Annotated in this window: 13 protein-coding genes; 6 read left to right on the plus strand and 7 right to left on the minus strand. The window is 71.9% G+C overall.

Features of this window, described 5'->3' with window-relative positions:
* On the plus strand, positions 1–997 hold a 997-nt coding region (locus tag EYQ95_RS22700), incomplete at its 5' end, for a YifB family Mg chelatase-like AAA ATPase (protein ID WP_132330840.1).
* A 197-nt stretch (positions 998–1,194) separates the two neighbouring features.
* Here EYQ95_RS22700 and aceA read toward each other — a convergent pair.
* Together aceA and aceB are read right to left on the minus strand one after the other, a co-directional pair.
* Positions 1,195–2,508: an isocitrate lyase gene (gene aceA, locus EYQ95_RS22705; RefSeq protein WP_132330842.1), complete on the minus strand. Its 1,314-nt coding sequence runs from the start codon at positions 2,506–2,508 to the stop codon at positions 1,195–1,197.
* A gap of 236 nt (positions 2,509–2,744) precedes the next feature.
* Entirely contained in the window at positions 2,745–4,385 is a 1,641-nt protein-coding gene (aceB, locus tag EYQ95_RS22710; RefSeq protein ID WP_132330844.1) for a malate synthase A, read from the minus strand.
* A 111-nt stretch (positions 4,386–4,496) separates the two neighbouring features.
* On the opposite strand from aceB, the gene EYQ95_RS22715 reads away from it, so the two are divergent.
* Positions 4,497–5,435 carry a LysR family transcriptional regulator gene (locus EYQ95_RS22715; protein ID WP_132330846.1) on the plus strand — a complete coding sequence of 313 codons (939 nt, stop codon included), beginning with the start codon at positions 4,497–4,499 and terminating at the stop codon, positions 5,433–5,435.
* A gap of 118 nt (positions 5,436–5,553) precedes the next feature.
* Here EYQ95_RS22715 and EYQ95_RS22720 read toward each other — a convergent pair whose 3' ends face one another.
* Both EYQ95_RS22720 and arfB read right to left on the minus strand, forming a co-directional pair.
* The gene (locus tag EYQ95_RS22720) at positions 5,554–6,177 is read right to left on the minus strand and encodes a 1-acyl-sn-glycerol-3-phosphate acyltransferase (protein WP_132330848.1); all 624 of its coding nucleotides are present in this window, start codon (positions 6,175–6,177) and stop codon (positions 5,554–5,556) included.
* A 2-nt stretch (positions 6,178–6,179) separates the two neighbouring features.
* The gene (arfB, locus tag EYQ95_RS22725) at positions 6,180–6,590 is read right to left on the minus strand and encodes an alternative ribosome rescue aminoacyl-tRNA hydrolase ArfB (protein WP_132330850.1); all 411 of its coding nucleotides are present in this window, start codon (positions 6,588–6,590) and stop codon (positions 6,180–6,182) included.
* A 107-nt stretch (positions 6,591–6,697) separates the two neighbouring features.
* On the opposite strand from arfB, the gene EYQ95_RS22730 reads away from it, so the two are divergent.
* Positions 6,698–7,201 (plus strand): DUF2059 domain-containing protein, encoded by a 504-nt coding sequence (locus EYQ95_RS22730; protein WP_165924831.1) that lies wholly within the window; start codon positions 6,698–6,700, stop codon positions 7,199–7,201.
* A gap of 7 nt (positions 7,202–7,208) precedes the next feature.
* Here the strand turns inward: EYQ95_RS22730 and EYQ95_RS22735 are convergent, their stop codons facing one another.
* Positions 7,209–7,919, minus strand: coding sequence for a pseudouridine synthase (locus tag EYQ95_RS22735; RefSeq protein ID WP_132330854.1), 711 nt, complete (start codon positions 7,917–7,919; stop codon positions 7,209–7,211).
* Positions 7,920–8,012: 93 nt separating this feature from the next.
* On the opposite strand from EYQ95_RS22735, the gene hemF reads away from it, so the two are divergent.
* Positions 8,013–8,957: an oxygen-dependent coproporphyrinogen oxidase gene (gene hemF / locus EYQ95_RS22740; protein WP_132330856.1), complete on the plus strand. Its 945-nt coding sequence runs from the start codon at positions 8,013–8,015 to the stop codon at positions 8,955–8,957.
* A 21-nt stretch (positions 8,958–8,978) separates the two neighbouring features.
* Here hemF and EYQ95_RS22745 read toward each other — a convergent pair whose 3' ends face one another.
* On the minus strand, positions 8,979–9,833 hold the full coding sequence (locus EYQ95_RS22745; protein WP_132330858.1) for a helix-turn-helix domain-containing protein: 855 nt from the start codon (positions 9,831–9,833) through the stop codon (positions 8,979–8,981).
* 93 nt (positions 9,834–9,926) lie between these two features.
* Here EYQ95_RS22745 and EYQ95_RS22750 point away from each other — a divergent pair, with 93 nt between their 5' ends.
* Positions 9,927–11,336 (plus strand): FAD-binding oxidoreductase, encoded by a 1,410-nt coding sequence (locus EYQ95_RS22750; protein ID WP_132330860.1) that lies wholly within the window; start codon positions 9,927–9,929, stop codon positions 11,334–11,336.
* Entirely contained in the window at positions 11,333–12,211 is an 879-nt protein-coding gene (locus EYQ95_RS22755) for a class I SAM-dependent methyltransferase (RefSeq protein ID WP_132330862.1), read from the plus strand. The genes EYQ95_RS22750 and EYQ95_RS22755 overlap by 4 nt, the downstream gene beginning before the upstream one ends.
* Positions 12,212–12,612: 401 nt before the next feature.
* On the opposite strand, the gene polA is transcribed toward EYQ95_RS22755, so the two are convergent.
* Positions 12,613–15,363 (minus strand): DNA polymerase I, encoded by a 2,751-nt coding sequence (polA, locus tag EYQ95_RS22760; RefSeq protein ID WP_132330864.1) that lies wholly within the window; start codon positions 15,361–15,363, stop codon positions 12,613–12,615.
* Positions 15,364–15,516 lie beyond the last annotated feature (153 nt).

Below are 15,516 nucleotides of genomic sequence, written 5' to 3' on the forward strand. Positions count from 1 at the left end.
GCCGGCCGCCGAATCCGCGCCTGCCGCCCCCGCCGCGCTGCCGGACCTGGCCGAGGTGCGCGGCCAGCTGCAGGCGCGCCGCGCGCTGGAGATCGCCGCGGCCGGGGCCCACCACCTGCTGCTGGTCGGGCCTCCCGGTTGTGGCAAGACGCTGCTGGCCTCGCGCCTGCCCGGCCTGCTGCCCGAGGCGAGCGATGCCGAGGCACTGGAATCGGCCGCGATCGCCTCGATCAGCGGTCGCGGTCTGGACCCGGCCCGCTGGCGGCAACGTCCGTTCCGCGCGCCGCACCACACCGCCAGCGCGGTGGCCCTGATCGGCGGCGGCGCGCAGCCGCGGCCGGGCGAGGTCTCGCTGGCCCACAACGGCGTGCTGTTCCTCGACGAGCTGCCCGAGTGGGAGCGGCGCGCGCTGGAGGTGCTGCGCGAGCCGCTGGAGTCGGGCGTGGTCACCGTCTCGCGCGCGGCGCGGCAGTCGGAGTTCCCGGCGCGCTTCCAGCTGGTCGCAGCGATGAATCCCTGCCCCTGCGGCTGGGCCGGCGATGCGAGCGGGCGATGCCGCTGCAGCGCCGACGCCGTCCAGCGCTACCGCGGCAAGGTCTCCGGCCCGCTGCTGGACCGCATCGACCTGCACGTGAGCCTGCAGCGCCTGCCGCCCGCCGCATTGCGCGGCGACGCGCCGGCCGGCGAGTCCAGCGCGGAGGTTCGCCTGCGCGTTGAGCGCGCACGCGCCCGGCAGGCGGCGCGCGGGGCGCCCAACGCCCGGCTGTCGCAGGGCGAGACACTGGCCGCCTGCCCGCTCACTCCGGCGGACCAGCACCTGCTCGAGCGTGCCGTCGACCGCCTGCAGCTCTCGGCGCGCTCGATGATGCGCATCCTGCGCGTGGCGCGCACCATCGCCGACCTCGAAGGCAGCGAGGCCATCGCCTCCGCGCACCTGGCGGAAGCCATCGGGTACCGGACGATGGACCGTGGGCTGGAGGCGCGCAGCGCGGCGTAGACGTCACCTGCCCGCGGCGTCCCGGGACGATGGCAAGGGCTTGTTGCAGTGGCACCGAAAGGCCAGCGGCCGGCGCATGCCCGTGGAGGCGAAGGCGCGCTCGGCACGTCCGCCGATCCACCCGCGGCCGTCGCCGGCCCGCCTGTTAGCCGGCCACGCGGCCATGGCTGCCTCGGCCATGGCCGCGCGGAATCGCCTCAGGCCGCGGCGCGTACCTTCGTGCCCTCGTCGCCTTCGAACTGCTCCTCTTCCGTCGAGCCCTTGAGCGCCACGGTGGAGGACTGGCCGCCCTGGATGGTCTGGGTGACGGCGTCGAAGTAACCGGTGCCGACCTCGCGCTGGTGCTTGACCGCGGTGAAGCCGCGCTCGGCCGCCGCGAATTCCTTCTCCTGCAGCTCGACGAAGGCGCTCATCTGGCGGCGCGCGTAGCCGTAGGCGAGGTCGAACATGCCGTAGTTGAGCGCGTGGAAACCGGCCAGCGTGATGAACTGGAACTTGTAGCCGTAGCTCGCGATTTCCTTCTGGAACCTGGCGATGGTCGCGTCGTCGAGGTTCTTCTTCCAGTTGAAGCTGGGCGAGCAGTTGTAGGCCAGCATCTTGCCGGGGTACCTGGCGTGGATGGCCTCGGCGAACTTGCGCGCGAACTCGAGGTCGGGCTTGCCGGTCTCGCACCAGACCAGGTCCGCATACGGCGCATACGCGAGGCCGCGGCTGATCGCCTGATCCAGGCCCTTCCTCGTCTTGTAGAAGCCTTCCACCGTGCGCTCGCCGGTGCAGAAGGGCTGGTCGTTGGGGTCGACGTCGGAGGTGAGCAGGTCGGCGGCTTCGGCGTCGGTGCGCGCGACGATCAGCGTGGGTACGCCCATCACGTCCGCGGCCAGGCGCGCGGCGACGAGCTTCTCCACCGCCTCGCGCGTGGGCACCAGCACCTTGCCGCCCATGTGGCCGCACTTCTTGACGCTGGCGAGCTGGTCTTCGAAGTGCACGCCGGCGGCGCCGGCCTCGATCATCGCCTTCATCAGCTCGAAGGCGTTGAGCACGCCGCCGAAACCGGCCTCGGCGTCCGCCACGATGGGCTGCAGGAAGTCGATGTCGCCTTGGCCTTCCGCGCACTGGATCTGGTCGGCGCGCAGCAGCGTGTTGTTGATGCGCTTGACCACCTGCGGCACGGAGTTGGCCGGGTACAGCGACTGGTCGGGGTACATCTCGCCGGCGATGTTCGCGTCGGCCGCCACCTGCCAGCCCGAGAGGTAGATCGCCTTGAGGCCGGCCTTGACCTGCTGCATCGCCTGGTTGCCGGTCATGGCGCCCAGCGCGTTGACGAAGTCCTCGGTCTGCAGCGAGTTCCACAGCTTGGCCGAGGTGATCTTCGCGATCGAATGCTCGACCGGAATGCGCCCGCGCAGGCGCACGACGTCCTCGGCCGAGTAGGGACGGGTGATGCCCGCCCAGCGCGGATCGGTGGCCCATTGCTGGCGGAGCTGGTCGGCGGTGGGGAGTTGGGTGGTCATGGGTTGGCTCCTGTGTCGGTGACGATTCGGTCGTTCTCTCTCGTCATTCCGGAGCAGGCGAGGATCCAGTGACTCGTGCTGCACGGTGTCGAAACTTCCGGATGGAAGTCGCTGGATTACCGCTTTCGCGGGAATGACGATCAACTGCAACTACGTGGCATCGCTTGCCGTCGCGGCGGCGGTGCAACCCGGATTGGAATCACGGACGGGCTACCGCTGCACATCGGCGCGGCCGATCAATCCAGCCGCCGGTACGCCGGCAGCGTCAGGAAGTCCTCGAGCTCGTCGGCCTGCGTGAGCCGGTCGAGCATGCCGATGGCCTCGCAGATGCGGCTGGCGCCCGGCAGGTTCATGCGACCCTCCAGCCGGCTGGGCAGGCCGATGAAGGCGCGCTCGAGCAGCGCGAAGTCCACCGGGGTGCCGTCGTCCAGGTGCAGCGGCTCGCAGCGGCTGCCGTCCTCGCGCGGGTCGGCGTGGTGCAGCCAGTGCCAGAGCTGGGCGCGGGCGATCTCGGCGGTGGCGGCGTCTTCCATCAGCCAGTGGATGGGCACGCAGCCGTTGCCGTCGAGCCAGGCGGCCAGGTACCGCACGCAGACCTCGACGTTGTTCTCGAAGCCGGCGCGGGTGATGCAGCCGATCGGCGGGGTGACCAGGTCCTCGCGGGTGATGAGCACGTCCTCGCGCAGCACGTGCTTCTGGTGCGCGCCAGGCATGCGCTCGTCGAACACGGCCTGCGCCAGCGGGATGAGCGCCGGATGCGCGACCCAGGTGCCGTCGTGGCCGGCGGTGACCTCGCGCAGCTTGTCGGCGCGCACCTTGGCCAGCGCGGCTTCGTTGGCGGCCTCGTCGCCGCTGATCGGGATCTGCGCGGCCATGCCGCCCATGGCGTGGGCGCCGCGGCGGTGGCAGGTCTGGATCAGCAGCTCCGAGTAGGCGCGCAGGAACGGCTGGGTCATGGTGACCTGGCCGCGCTCGGGCAGCACCTTGTCGCGGTGGCGGCGGAAGGTCTTGATGTAGGAGAAGACGTAGTCCCAGCGCCCGCAGTTGAGGCCGACGATGCGCTCGCGCAGCGCATGCAGGATCTCGTCCATCTCGAACGCGGCCGGCAGCGTCTCGATCAGCACGGTGACGCGGATCTGCCCGCGCGGCAGGCCCAGCTCGGCCTCCATGTACGCCAGCGCCTCGTTCCACAGCGCGGCCTCCTCCATGGACTCGAGCTTGGGCAGGTAGAAGTAGGGGCCGCGGTCCTTCGCAGCCAAAGCGTGCGCGTTGTGGAAGGCGAACAGGCCGGCGTCGAACAGGCTGCCGGACATGGGCTGGCCGTCCACGAGCACGTGCTTCTCGTCCAGGTGCCAGCCGCGCGGGCGCACCATCAGCACGGCCTGCTGATCGAATGGCTTGAGCGTGTAGTGGCGGCTGCCGTCGGGCGCCATCCAGTCCAGCGTGCCGGCCACGGCGCCGCGCAGCGCGCGCTGGCCGGTGACGAGGTTGGCCCAGGTCGGGGACGTGGAGTCCTCGAAGTCGGCCATGTAGACCTTCGCGCCGGAGTTGAGCGCGTTGATGACCATCTTCGGGTCCACCGGGCCGGTGATCTCCACGCGGCGGTCCTGCAGGGCGGCCGGCAGCGGGGCGACCTGCCAGTCGGCCGAGCGGATGGGGGCGGTGTCGGCGCGGAAGTCCGGCATGGCGCCGGCGTCGAATTCGGCCTGGCGGGCCCTGCGGGCCTGCAGGCGGGCCCGGCGGGCGGCCTCGAAGCGGCGGTGCAGCCCGGCCAGGAAGGCCAGCGCGGCGGGCGTGAGCAGGGCGTCCTGTCCCGTGGCGCGCGCGGTCACCTCGATCCCCAACCCCTCCCCGGTCTCCTGCAGCACTGCCGACATCGCATCACCTCATGGCCGTTTGGATGACCTGACCATGCGCGCCGGTATGGGTATTTGACAAACAAGTTTTGGCAATGCCATGTATTAGGAAATCGAATACACGCGGCCTTCATGCCCGGAACCTCGCCCGCCCGCTTCGCCTACAAGGCCGACCGCCTCAAGCCCCTGCGGGCGTTCTGCCAGGTGGCCCGGCTGGGGTCGGTATCGCGCGCGGCCGAGGCCCTGTTCCTCAGCCAGCCGGCCGTGACCCTGCAGCTGCAGGCGCTGGAGCGCGACGTCGGCCTGCCGCTGCTGGAGCGCAACGGCCGGCGCCTCACCCTGACCCGCGAGGGCGAGGCGCTGTACGACCTCGCCCGGCCGCTGGTGGAAGGCCTGGACACCCTGGACGCGATGTTCCGCGACCGCATCCGCGGGCTGGACGCCGGCGAGCTGCACGTGGCCGCCGGGGCCTCGACGATCGTGTACCTGCTGCCGCGCATCGTGGAGGCCTTCCGCGCCGAGCACCCGGACATCCGCCTGATCCTGCACAACGTCACCGGCGCGCGCGGGCTGAACCTGCTGCGCGACGACGGCGCGGACCTCGCGGTGGGTTCCATGCTCGACGTGCCCGGCGACCTCGCCTGGCAGCCGGTGGTCTCCTACGACCCGATGCTGATCACGCCGCGCGACCACGTGCTGGCGACCAAGCCCGGCATCGAACTCGCCGACCTCTCGCCTTTCGGCCTGATCCTGCCGCCGCAGCGCCAGACCACCTACCGCATGGTCGACCTGGTCTTCCAGCGCGCCCACGTGCCCTACACCGTGGCGCTGGAGGTGGGCGGCTGGGAGGTGATCAAGCAGTACGTGGCGATGGGCCTGGGCATTTCCATCGTGACCGCCATCTGCCTGACCGACGCCGACGCCGCGCGGCTGGCCTCGCGCTCGCTGTCGAGCTTCTTCCCCTCGCGCAGCTACGGCGTGGTGACCCGGCGCGGCCGGCAGCTGTCGCCGCAGGCGCGGGCGTTCATCGACCTCGTGCACCGCCTCGGCCCGGCCCCGCGGGAAGCCTGAGGGCGGCGTTACGCGCGTTTTCGCGCTGGACGCCGTCGCGGCGGCCGCAGCACCCGCCGATGCCATGCCACGCCATGCGTGCAGCACGCGGCCCGACAATGGACGTGCGGCGCGCGGTTCAGATGCCGCGGTTCTTGCCCTTCCAGGGCGCGTACCAGGCGCGGATGCGCGCCATGTCGGCATCGAAATCCGCCCCCATGTGCCACAGCGGGCCGATGCCGATGACCTTGTCCGGGTAGTGGAAGTAGACGGGCAGCACCGGGACGTCGGCCAGGCGCGCGATCTTCCAGAAGCCGGGCTTCCACGCCTCCACGCGCCGGCGCGTGCCCTCGGGCGCGAGCGCGAACCACAGGCGGTCGGCCTCGCGGATCATCGCCGCCGCCTGCTCGGCCACGCCGCGCGCATTGCGCCGGTCCACCGGGATCACGCCGAGCCGGCGCAGCAGCGCGCCCAGCCCCGGCACCTTGAACAGCGTGTCCTTGCCGAGGATGCGCGCGTCCAGCCCCAGCGCCAGCTTGGCGGCGAAGCCCCAGACGCCGTCCCAGTTCGACGAATGCGGCGCGCCGATCAGCACCAGCTTGGGCACGTCCGGCAATTCGCCCGCCATGCGCCAGCCCCCCAGGCGCAGCACCGTGCGGCCCAGCCAGCGCCAGAACGCCCCGCCGCGCACGCGCGGCACCGACGGCGGCACGCTGGGCACGCGCCCTGCCTCGCCCAGGTGGGCCGGATACCCCTCGCCCATGCTCAGTCCCAGTCCCGCTGCGCGCGCCCGCGCTTGATCGTACTGCGCTCGCGCTTGGCGCCCAGGCGCCTTTCCTTCGAGGCGCGGGTGGGCCGGGTCGCCTTGCGCGGCTTGGGCACGTGCAGCCCGGCCTCGATGAAGGCGGCCAGCCGCTCGCGCGCGTCCTCGCGGTTGCGCTCCTGCGTGCGGAAGCGCTGCGCGCTGATGACCAGCACGCCCTCCTGCGTCACGCGGCGGTCGCGGCGGGCCAGCAGGCGCTCTCGCAGCGCATCGTCCAGCGAGGGCGAGTTCGCGATGTCGAAGCGCAGCTCGACCGCGGTGGCGACCTTGTTGACGTTCTGCCCGCCCGGCCCGGCCGAGCGCACGAAGCGCTCGACCAGTTCGGACTCGGGGATGGCGGGCGGCGTGCTCATGCTGCGCGGGATTCTAAGGGCCGCCGCGCCCGCGCTCCGTGCGTGCGTTGACGGCCCGGTGCACGGCCCCGAGGATGCGCCCACCCGCCCAAGGAGATCCGCCCGCCATGAAGCGCCTGGTCCTCGCTGCCGCCCTTGCCCTCGCGACGCCGCTCGCGCAGGCCGCCCCGCCCACCGCCGCGCAGGTCGATGCGCTGCTGCAGGCGATGGAGGCGCCGAAGACGATGGAAGGCATCCTCGCCCAGATGTCGGCCTCGAGCCGGCAGATGGGGCAGTCCATGCTCGGCGCCGCGGCCACCGACGAGCAGCGCGCGCGGCTCGACCGCGTCATGCAGGAGCAGGACCGCATGCTGCGCGAGGCGATGCGCTGGGAGACCCTGGCGCCGATCTACCGCAGCGTCTACCTGGAGACCTTCTCCGCCGACGAGGTCGAGGCAATGACGCGCTTCTACGCCAGCCCCGAAGGCCGCTCGATCATGGCCAAGCTGCCGCAGGCCATGGGGCGCACGATGCAGGCCATGCAGCCGATGATGCAGGCGCTCATGCAGCAGGTGCAGGAGTCGCTGCAGAAGGAACTGGCCGCGCCGCCGGCGCCGTCGAAAGCCGGCTGAGGCCCGCTCAGGCCACCGGCGTGGGAGCCGGGAACAGGGCCAGCGCCTTGGCAAATTCCGCATCCACCGGCGCCTCCACCACCATCCTGTCGCCCGTGGCCGGATGCACGAAGGCCAGGCGCCGCGCGTGCAGCAGCATGCGGTGGATGCCCAGCATGCGGAAGGCGCGGTTGTGGCGGCCATCGCCGTGGCTGGTGTCGCCGATGAGGTGGTGCGAGAGGTGCTTGAGGTGCCGGCGGATCTGCCGGAAGCGCCCGGTCTGCGGCCGGGCCTCGAGCCAGGCGTAGCGCGAGGTCGGAAAGCCCGCGGACGGCAGGTCGAGCTCGACGGTGGCCAGGCGGCGGAAGTGCGTGACCGCCGGCTTCTTCTCCGGCTTGCCCGGCCCGCCGTCGAGCGCATGGTCGACGGTGAACCCGACCTCTGCCGGCCAGCCGCGGCAGATCGCCCAGTACGTCTTCTCCACCTCATGCGACATCAGCATGCGCCCCAGCGCGGAGGCGGTGTCGCGGTCGAAAGCCAGCAGCAGGCAGCCGCTGGTGGCGCGGTCGAGCCGGTGCACGAGGAAGACCGGGCGCCCGAACTGCGCGCGCAGGCGGTCGGCCGCGAAGTCGGTCTCGCCGCGGGCGAGCGCGCTGTCGTGGACCATCAGCCCCGCGGGTTTCGCCACCACCGCCAGGTGCGCGTCCGCGTGCAGCACGGGCAGGTCGAGGTCGGTCATGGGCACTCCGCGGCGGGCGCGCATTGTCGCAGCGCCCCCGCTCGATCGCGACGCCGACGCGGGCGCGACCGCCGCGCTGGCTAGAATCCCGCGATGACCACGCCGCTTCCGCCCATCGACACCGTCCGCGACTACCTCGCCGGCCTGCAGGACCGCATCTGCGCGGGCATCCAGGCCGCCGACGGCGCCGCGCGCTTCCGCGAGGACGCCTGGGCCAAGCAGCCGGGCAGCTCGCCCATCCTCGGCAGCGGGCGCACGCGCGTGCTGCGCGAGGGCGCGGTGTTCGAGCAGGCCGGCATCGGCTTTTCCGACGTGGCCGGCGACCGCCTGCCGCCTTCGGCCACCGCCAACCGGCCCGAGCTGACGGGCGCGTCCTGGCGTGCGGTGGGCGTCTCGCTCGTGTTCCATCCGCGCAACCCCTACGTGCCGACCACGCATGCCAACGTGCGCCACTTCCGCGCCGAGCGCGACGGCGAGACGGTGGCCTGGTGGTTCGGCGGCGGCTTCGACCTCACGCCCTTCTACCCCGTCGACGAGGACGTGCTGCACTGGCACCGCGTCGCCCGCGCGCTCTGCGAGCCCTTCGGCGGCCAGGCCCGCTACGAGGCGCACAAGCGCTGGTGCGACGAGTACTTCTTCCTCAAGCACCGCGGCGAGACGCGCGGCGTCGGCGGCCTGTTCTTCGACGACCTGCACGGCGACTTCGACACCGAGTTCGCCTACCTGCGCGCGGTGGGCGACGGCTTCCTCGATGCCTACCTGCCCCTCGTCGAGCGCCGCCGCGACACGCCCTTCGGCGAGCGCGAGCGGCAGTTCCAGCTGTACCGGCGCGGCCGCTACGTCGAGTTCAACCTGGTCTTCGACCGCGGCACGCACTTTGGCCTGCAGTCGGGCGGGCGCACCGAGTCGATCCTGATGAGCCTGCCGCCGCTGGTGCGCTGGGAATACGGCTACGTGCCCGAGCCCGGCACGCCGGAAGCGCGCCTGGCCGACTACCTGCGGCCGCGCGACTGGCTGGCGGAGCTGGCGGCGCGCTGATTCCCGCACCGCGTCGGGCCTTCAGCTGCCCTCGCCCCGCGCTGGATCGGCGCGGCGTCGACGCGCCCGACCGGTGGAATCGACCGCCGCGTCGGCGGCATCGGCTTTCGCCTTGAGCGCTTCCGCGATCGAGAACACCCAAGGCCGCATCGCGAGCGCGACGCCGACGCTGTGGCGCCGCTCGCCGGGCAGCTCCGCGTCGAGCTCGGCGAGTTCGGCGACCTCGGCCGCGAGCCGCTGCAGCTTGCGTCGCAGGATCTCGATCGACGCCTCGCTCAACTCGCGCACTTCGAATCGCAGCAGCGTGCGCTCGCCGTCGAAGCGATCGTGCAGGAACTCGCGCAGGACCTGCGCCCCGTAGCGACGACGCACCGGGCCATCGCTGCGCCAGGCGACGTCCTGCGCGACACGCAGGCGCACGCGATCGGCGGGCAGCAGCTCGATCAGGCCGAGGCGATCGAGCCGCGCGAGCAGGAGCGTGCACGCGGTGCCGCGCAGTTCGAAGTCGCGCGCGATCTCCGCAACGCTGCGCCCGCCCAGCAGCAGGTGGAACAGCAGCAGCAGGCGCGGGTCGGCAGCCAGGGCGCGTTCCTGCTCGATGCTCAACGTGCGCGGCAGGCGCGCGTTGCCCTTGGCCTGGCGCGCGAGCTCCGCGACGTCCGTGCCCGCGATCTCGGCCAGCTGCAGCAGCTGGGCCAGGCTGAGCCGACCGCGCGAGAGCATGCGCTTGATGCTGGCTTCCGACAGCCGCATGCGCGCGGCCACGGCGGCATAGGTCAGGCCCTGCCGGCGCAGCGCGCGCTTGAGGGCGTCCATCAGCGCAGCCGGATTGGCGGCGGGGCTCGGCGCATCCATCGGGGTATCGCTTCGGGTCACGGCGGGTATCGCCACGCGCTACTTTGCACGGCGGGCTTGCGTGGCGCTACCCGGGCGCGGTCCGCTGGCGTCGATACGCACCGGAAGACGCCCATGGCCGCACCCCAGCTCGACGATCCGCTGCTCCGCAACGACTGCCACAGCCGACTCAACCCGACGCGGCATGCGCGCATCGAGCGCCCGCGCTCGCCCGAGCAGGTCGCCGACCTGCTGCATCGCGCGGCGCGCTCGGGGCAGCGTGTCGCGGTGGCAGGCGCGCAGCACGCGATGGGCGGGCAGCAGTTCGCCGAAGGCGGCTGGCTGCTCGACAGCTGCGCGCTGGACGGCGTCGTGGAGTTCGACCGGACGCGCGGGCTCATACGCTGTGGCGCGGGCACACGCTGGCCGGCGCTGCAGCGCTTCCTCGCGGCACGGCGCGCGCGATCCGGCGAGGGCTGGGCGCTGCGTCAGAAGCAGACGGGCGCCGACGACTTCAGCCTCGGCGGCGCGCTGGCAGCCAACATCCACGGGCGTGGGCTCGACCTGCGCCCGTTCGTGGAGGACATCGAGGCCTTCACCCTCGTCACGCCCGATGGCCGGATTCACCGCGTCGACCGCGCCGTCGCGCCGGATACGTTCGCGCTCGCGGTGGGCGGCTATGGCATGTTCGGCGTGGTCACCGACGTCACGCTGCGCCTGGCGCCGCGACGGGTAGTCAGGCGGTGCGTCTCGCTGATCCGCCGCGCCGAGCTCCACGCGGCCTTCGAGCAGGCCCGTGCGGACGGCGCGCTCTACGGCGATTTCCAGTTCGCGATCGACCCGGACAGCCGCGACTTCCTCGACCTCGGCGTGTTCTCCGTCTACCTGCCGTGCGAGGGCACGCCTGACGCGGCCCACCAGCTTTCCGCCACGCAGTGGCGCGAACTGCTCGCCCTCGCCCACACCGACAAGACCGCGGCGTTCCGGCGTTACAGCGAGTTCTACCTGGCCACCAACGGACAGCGCTACGGCAGCGACGACCACCAGTTCGGCGTGTACCTGGACGGATACCACGACGCCATCGACGCCCGCCTCGGCCACCGTGGCTCCGAACTCATCACCGAACTCTACGTGCCGCGTGCGTCCATCGCGCCGTTTCTCGCGGTCCTCGCCGAGGACTGCCGGCGGCACGGGACCGACATCATCTACGGCACCGTCCGGCAGATCCGTGCCGAACACGAGACGCGCCTGCGCTGGGCGCGGCAGGACTGGGCCTGCGTGGTGCTCAACGTCCACGTCCGCCACGATGCCGACGGAGGCCGGCGCGTCCGCGCCGACATGCAGCGCTTCATCGACCGTGCGCTGGAACTGGGCGGCAGCTTCTACCTGACCTACCACGGCCATGCCCGCCCGGACCAGCTGCGCGCCGCCTACCCGGACATCGACGAGGTGCTGGCGACCAAGCGCGCCCGCGATCCGCAGGAGGTCCTCGCCAGCGACTGGTACTGCGCGCTGCGGGACGCGCTCCGGGGCGCGGCGGCATGAAGCCCGGGGCCGCGAGCGCGACCGCGTTGCTGGTCGCCACGTCGCTGGTGCGCCAGGGGCCGACGCACGGGCTTCCTTCGGTCGCCGTCGAGGTCGCGCGGCGCGTGGTGGAGGCGGCGCGGGGGTCGTGGGCCGGGCTGGCGCGGCACCGGCCCGGGCGCTGGCTCCTGGCCCTCGCCGAGCGCGTCATCCTGCCCGGACTCGCAGCCCACCACTGCGCGCGCAAGGCATGGATCTGGACGCGCCTGCGTCGGCGCGCGGTCGCCGACGGTGTGGTGGTCTGGGCAGGGGTGGGATTCGACGGGCTCGGCCGCGCGCTGCTGCGGCATGTACCGCGCGTGACGGTCGTCGAGACCGACCACCCGGACACGCTGCGGCTGCGGCGCGCATGGCTCGGCGATGACGGGGTCACGCTGCAGGCGGTCGCGCTTCCGCACGGGATCGATACGTTGGCCGCCGCTTGCACCGGGCGGCCGGCGACCCTCGTCTGCGAAGGCGTGCTGATGTACCTGGCGAGGCGTGACGTCGTCGACATGCTGCGGCGACTGGTCGCACTGCCGGCGCCGCCGCGGCTCATCTTCTCCGCGCTTGACACGCGGGAGACCGGTGGCGCGGGATTGCGCGGGCACGGGACGATGGCGCGGCGGTGGCTCGACCGCCACGGCGAGCCCTTCCGATGGCGCGCGCGCCCCGCGTCCGTGCAGCGCTGCCTCGCCCGTACCGGCTACCGGGTGACGGCACAATGGGACGGATGCGGATTCGGGGAATACGTGATCGAGGCCGAGCACGCAGGTCCGCCGATGCCAGCCGCGATCACCGGCCTACCGGCACCGAAGCCCGCCAGGGTCGCATCGGTCCCGCGGCCGCAGGCCTGACGCCGGGCACGCGAAACCCCGGATCGCGGGCAATAAAAAGCCCCGCAGGCAGGGGGGGCCGGCGGGGCTGGAGGAACGGGGTCTGGGGAGGGACCTTACGTTCCGGGGGATCACTCCAGGGGAGGGGAGGATCAGCGCCGGGCGTTGCACCCGGCGCAGGCAAATGAGACCACTTCGCAGATGCATGATTCGTGAAGGCAACGGTTAATGAACCGTGCGGGTTCATGACCGATTAAGCGCCCGAAAGCCGTTTGTGAACCCCATCACGACGCGGCCATCGTGCTGTCCGGACCGGCCGTTCGCCTGCGTTTTTCACCCACTGCCGCAGAAGCCTCGACGCCGCCGTCACGCCTCCGACCCGCGCAGGGGCCGGGCCCGTCCGGGCAGCGGCCGACGAGCGGTCAGTGCGCCTCGTCCCAGTTGCGCCCCACCCCGGCCTCGACCTCCAGCGGCACCTTGAGCTCGGCCGCCGCCGCCATGCGCCGCTTCACCTCGACGACCAGCTCGGGCACGAAGGCCTCCTCGACCTCGAAGACGAGTTCGTCGTGGACCTGCAGCACCATCAGCGCCCGCGCGGCGTGCGCCTGCAACCAGCCGTGGATGTCGATCATCGCCCGCTTGATGATGTCGGCGGCGGTGCCCTGCATCGGCGCGTTGATCGCCGCGCGCTCGGCGCCCGAGCGAAGCGACTGGTTGCGCGCGTTGATGTTCTCCAGGTACAGGCGGCGGCCGAACACCGTCTCGACGAAACCCTGTTCGCGCGCCTGCTGGCGGGTGCGGTCCATGTATTCGCGCACGCCCGGATAGCGGGCGAAGTACAGCGCGATGTAGTCCTGGGCCTCGCCACGCGAGATGCCCAGCCGGGTGGCGAGGCCGAAGGCGCTCATGCCGTACATCAGGCCGAAGTTGATCGCCTTCGCCGCGCGCCGCTCGCCCGGCTCCACCGCCTCGATGGTCTTGCCGAAGACCTCGGCGGCGGTGGCGGTGTGCACGTCGACGTTCGACGTGAACGCGCGCAGCAGCGCCGGGTCCTCGGACAGGTGCGCCATGATCCGCAGCTCGATCTGCGAGTAGTCGCAGGCGACGATGCGGCGGCCTTCCGGCGCCACGAAGGCGGTGCGGATGCGCCGGCCGTCGTCGGTGCGGATCGGGATGTTCTGCAGGTTCGGATCGCTCGATGCCAGCCGCCCCGTCGCCGCGCCCGCCTGGTGGAAGCTCGTGTGCAGGCGCTGCGTGCGCGGGTTGAGCATCTCCGGGAGCTTGTCGGTGTAGGTGCCGCGCAGCTTGGCCAGGCCGCGGTAGTCGAGGATCAGGCGCGGCAGCTCGTGCTGGTCGGCGATGGCCTCCAGCGCCTCCTCGTTGGCCGACGGGCCGCCGCTGGGCGTCTTCACCAGCGCGGGCAGCCCGAGCTCGTCGTACAGCAGCGCGCAGACCTGCTTGGGCGAGTCCAGGTTGAAGCCGCGGCCGGCCACCTCGGTGGCGCGCTGCTGCAGCTCGAGCATGCGCCGCGCCAGGTCGGCCGACTGCCGCCGCAGCTCGTCGGCGTCGATCATCACGCCATTGGCCTCGATGCGCTCGAGCACCGGGATCAGCGGGATCTCGATCTCGCGATAGACGCGCTCCAGCGCCGGCACCTCGCGCAGCTTCGGCGCGAGCACGCGGTGCAGGCGCAGGGTGACGTCGGCGTCCTCGGCGGCGTAGCGCGTGGCGTCGTCGAGCGCGACCTGCGGGAACGGGATCGCCCTGGCGCCCTTGCCGGCGACGTCGGCGTACTTGACCGTGTCGTAGCCCAGGTACTTCTTCGCCAGCGAGTCCATGTCGTGCCGCGTGGCCGTGGCGTTGAGCACGAAGCTCTCGAGCATGGTGTCGTCGGCATAGCCGCGCACGTTCACGCCATGGCAGCGCAGCACGTGGATGTCGTACTTGCCGTGCTGGCCGAGCTTGCGCTTGTCCGCGTCCTCCAAGATCGGCGCGAGCGCACGCAGCACCGCGGCCCTGTCCAGCTGCGCCGGCGCGCCGGGGTAGTCGTGCGCGACCGGGATGTAGCAGGCGCGGCCGGGTTCGACGGCGAAGCTCAGGCCGACCAGGTTGGCGCAGAGCGCGTCCAGCGAATCGGTCTCGGTGTCGAAGGCGAACTCGGGCGCCGCGCGCAGCTTCTCGACCCAGGCCTCGAGCTGCTGCTGCGTCAGCACCGTCTCGTACTCGCCGCGTGCCGCCAGCGCGGGATCGGGCGCCATGGCGGCCGGCGCCTCGCGGCCGATCGACGAGATGCCCGGCCCCGACGGCGCGGTGCCGTTCTCCAGCTCGCGCAGTGCCGAGCGCAGGCCATAGCGGCCGAACAGCTCGCGCAGCGCGTCCATGTCGCGCTCGCGCAGGGCGAGGTCGGTCGGGCCGACCTCCAGGTCGCAGTCCAGGCGGATGGTGGTGAGCTGGCGGTTGAGCGGCAGCCGGTCGAGCACGCGCTTGAGGTTCTCCCCGACCTTGCCCTTGATCGCGTCGGCATGGGCGATCACGCCGTCCAGCGAGCCGTACTCGGCCAGCCATTTGGCCGCCGTCTTGGGCCCGCACTTCTCCACGCCGGGGATGTTGTCGACGCTGTCGCCCATCAGCGAGAGGAAGTCGACGATCTGGTCCGGCCGCACGCCGAACTTCTCGATCACGCGCTGCGTGGAATCCAGGCGGCTTCCGCTCATGGTGTTGACCATGGCCACGCCACGGCCGTCCACCGGGTCGCGCACGAGCTGGGCGAAATCCTTGTCGGAGGTCGAGACGATGACGTCCAGGCCCTCGTCGAAACCGCGCAGCGCGAGGGTGCCGATCACGTCGTCGGCCTCGACCCCCGGCACGTTGAGGATGGTGATGCCCAGCGCGTGCACGATGTCGCACAGCGGCTTGACCTGCGCACGCAGCTCGTCGGGCATCGGCGCGCGGTTGGCCTTGTAGGCGGGGTCGAGCGCGTCGCGGAAGGTCGGGCCGCTCGCGTCCACCACGTAGGCCACGTAATCGGGCTTCTCGGCCAGGATCGACTTGAGCATGTTGACCACGCCAAACAGCGCGCCCGTGGGCTCGCCATGCTCGTTGGTGAGCGGCGGCAGGGCATGGAAGGCGCGGTAGAGGTAACTGGATCCGTCGATCAGGACGAGCTTCTTCATCCGCCGATTGTAGGCCGCCGCGATCGCAGCACCTGAGCCGGCGCGTTCACGGCCCGGCCGTGCGAGGACGCGTCCGCCGGGAGACCGCGGGCGTGCTCGTCAGCGCGGCCCACACGGCGCGTGGCCGGGCGCCATCGGCAGCACGATGCAGCG

The organism is Lysobacter sp. N42 (assembly GCF_004344885.1).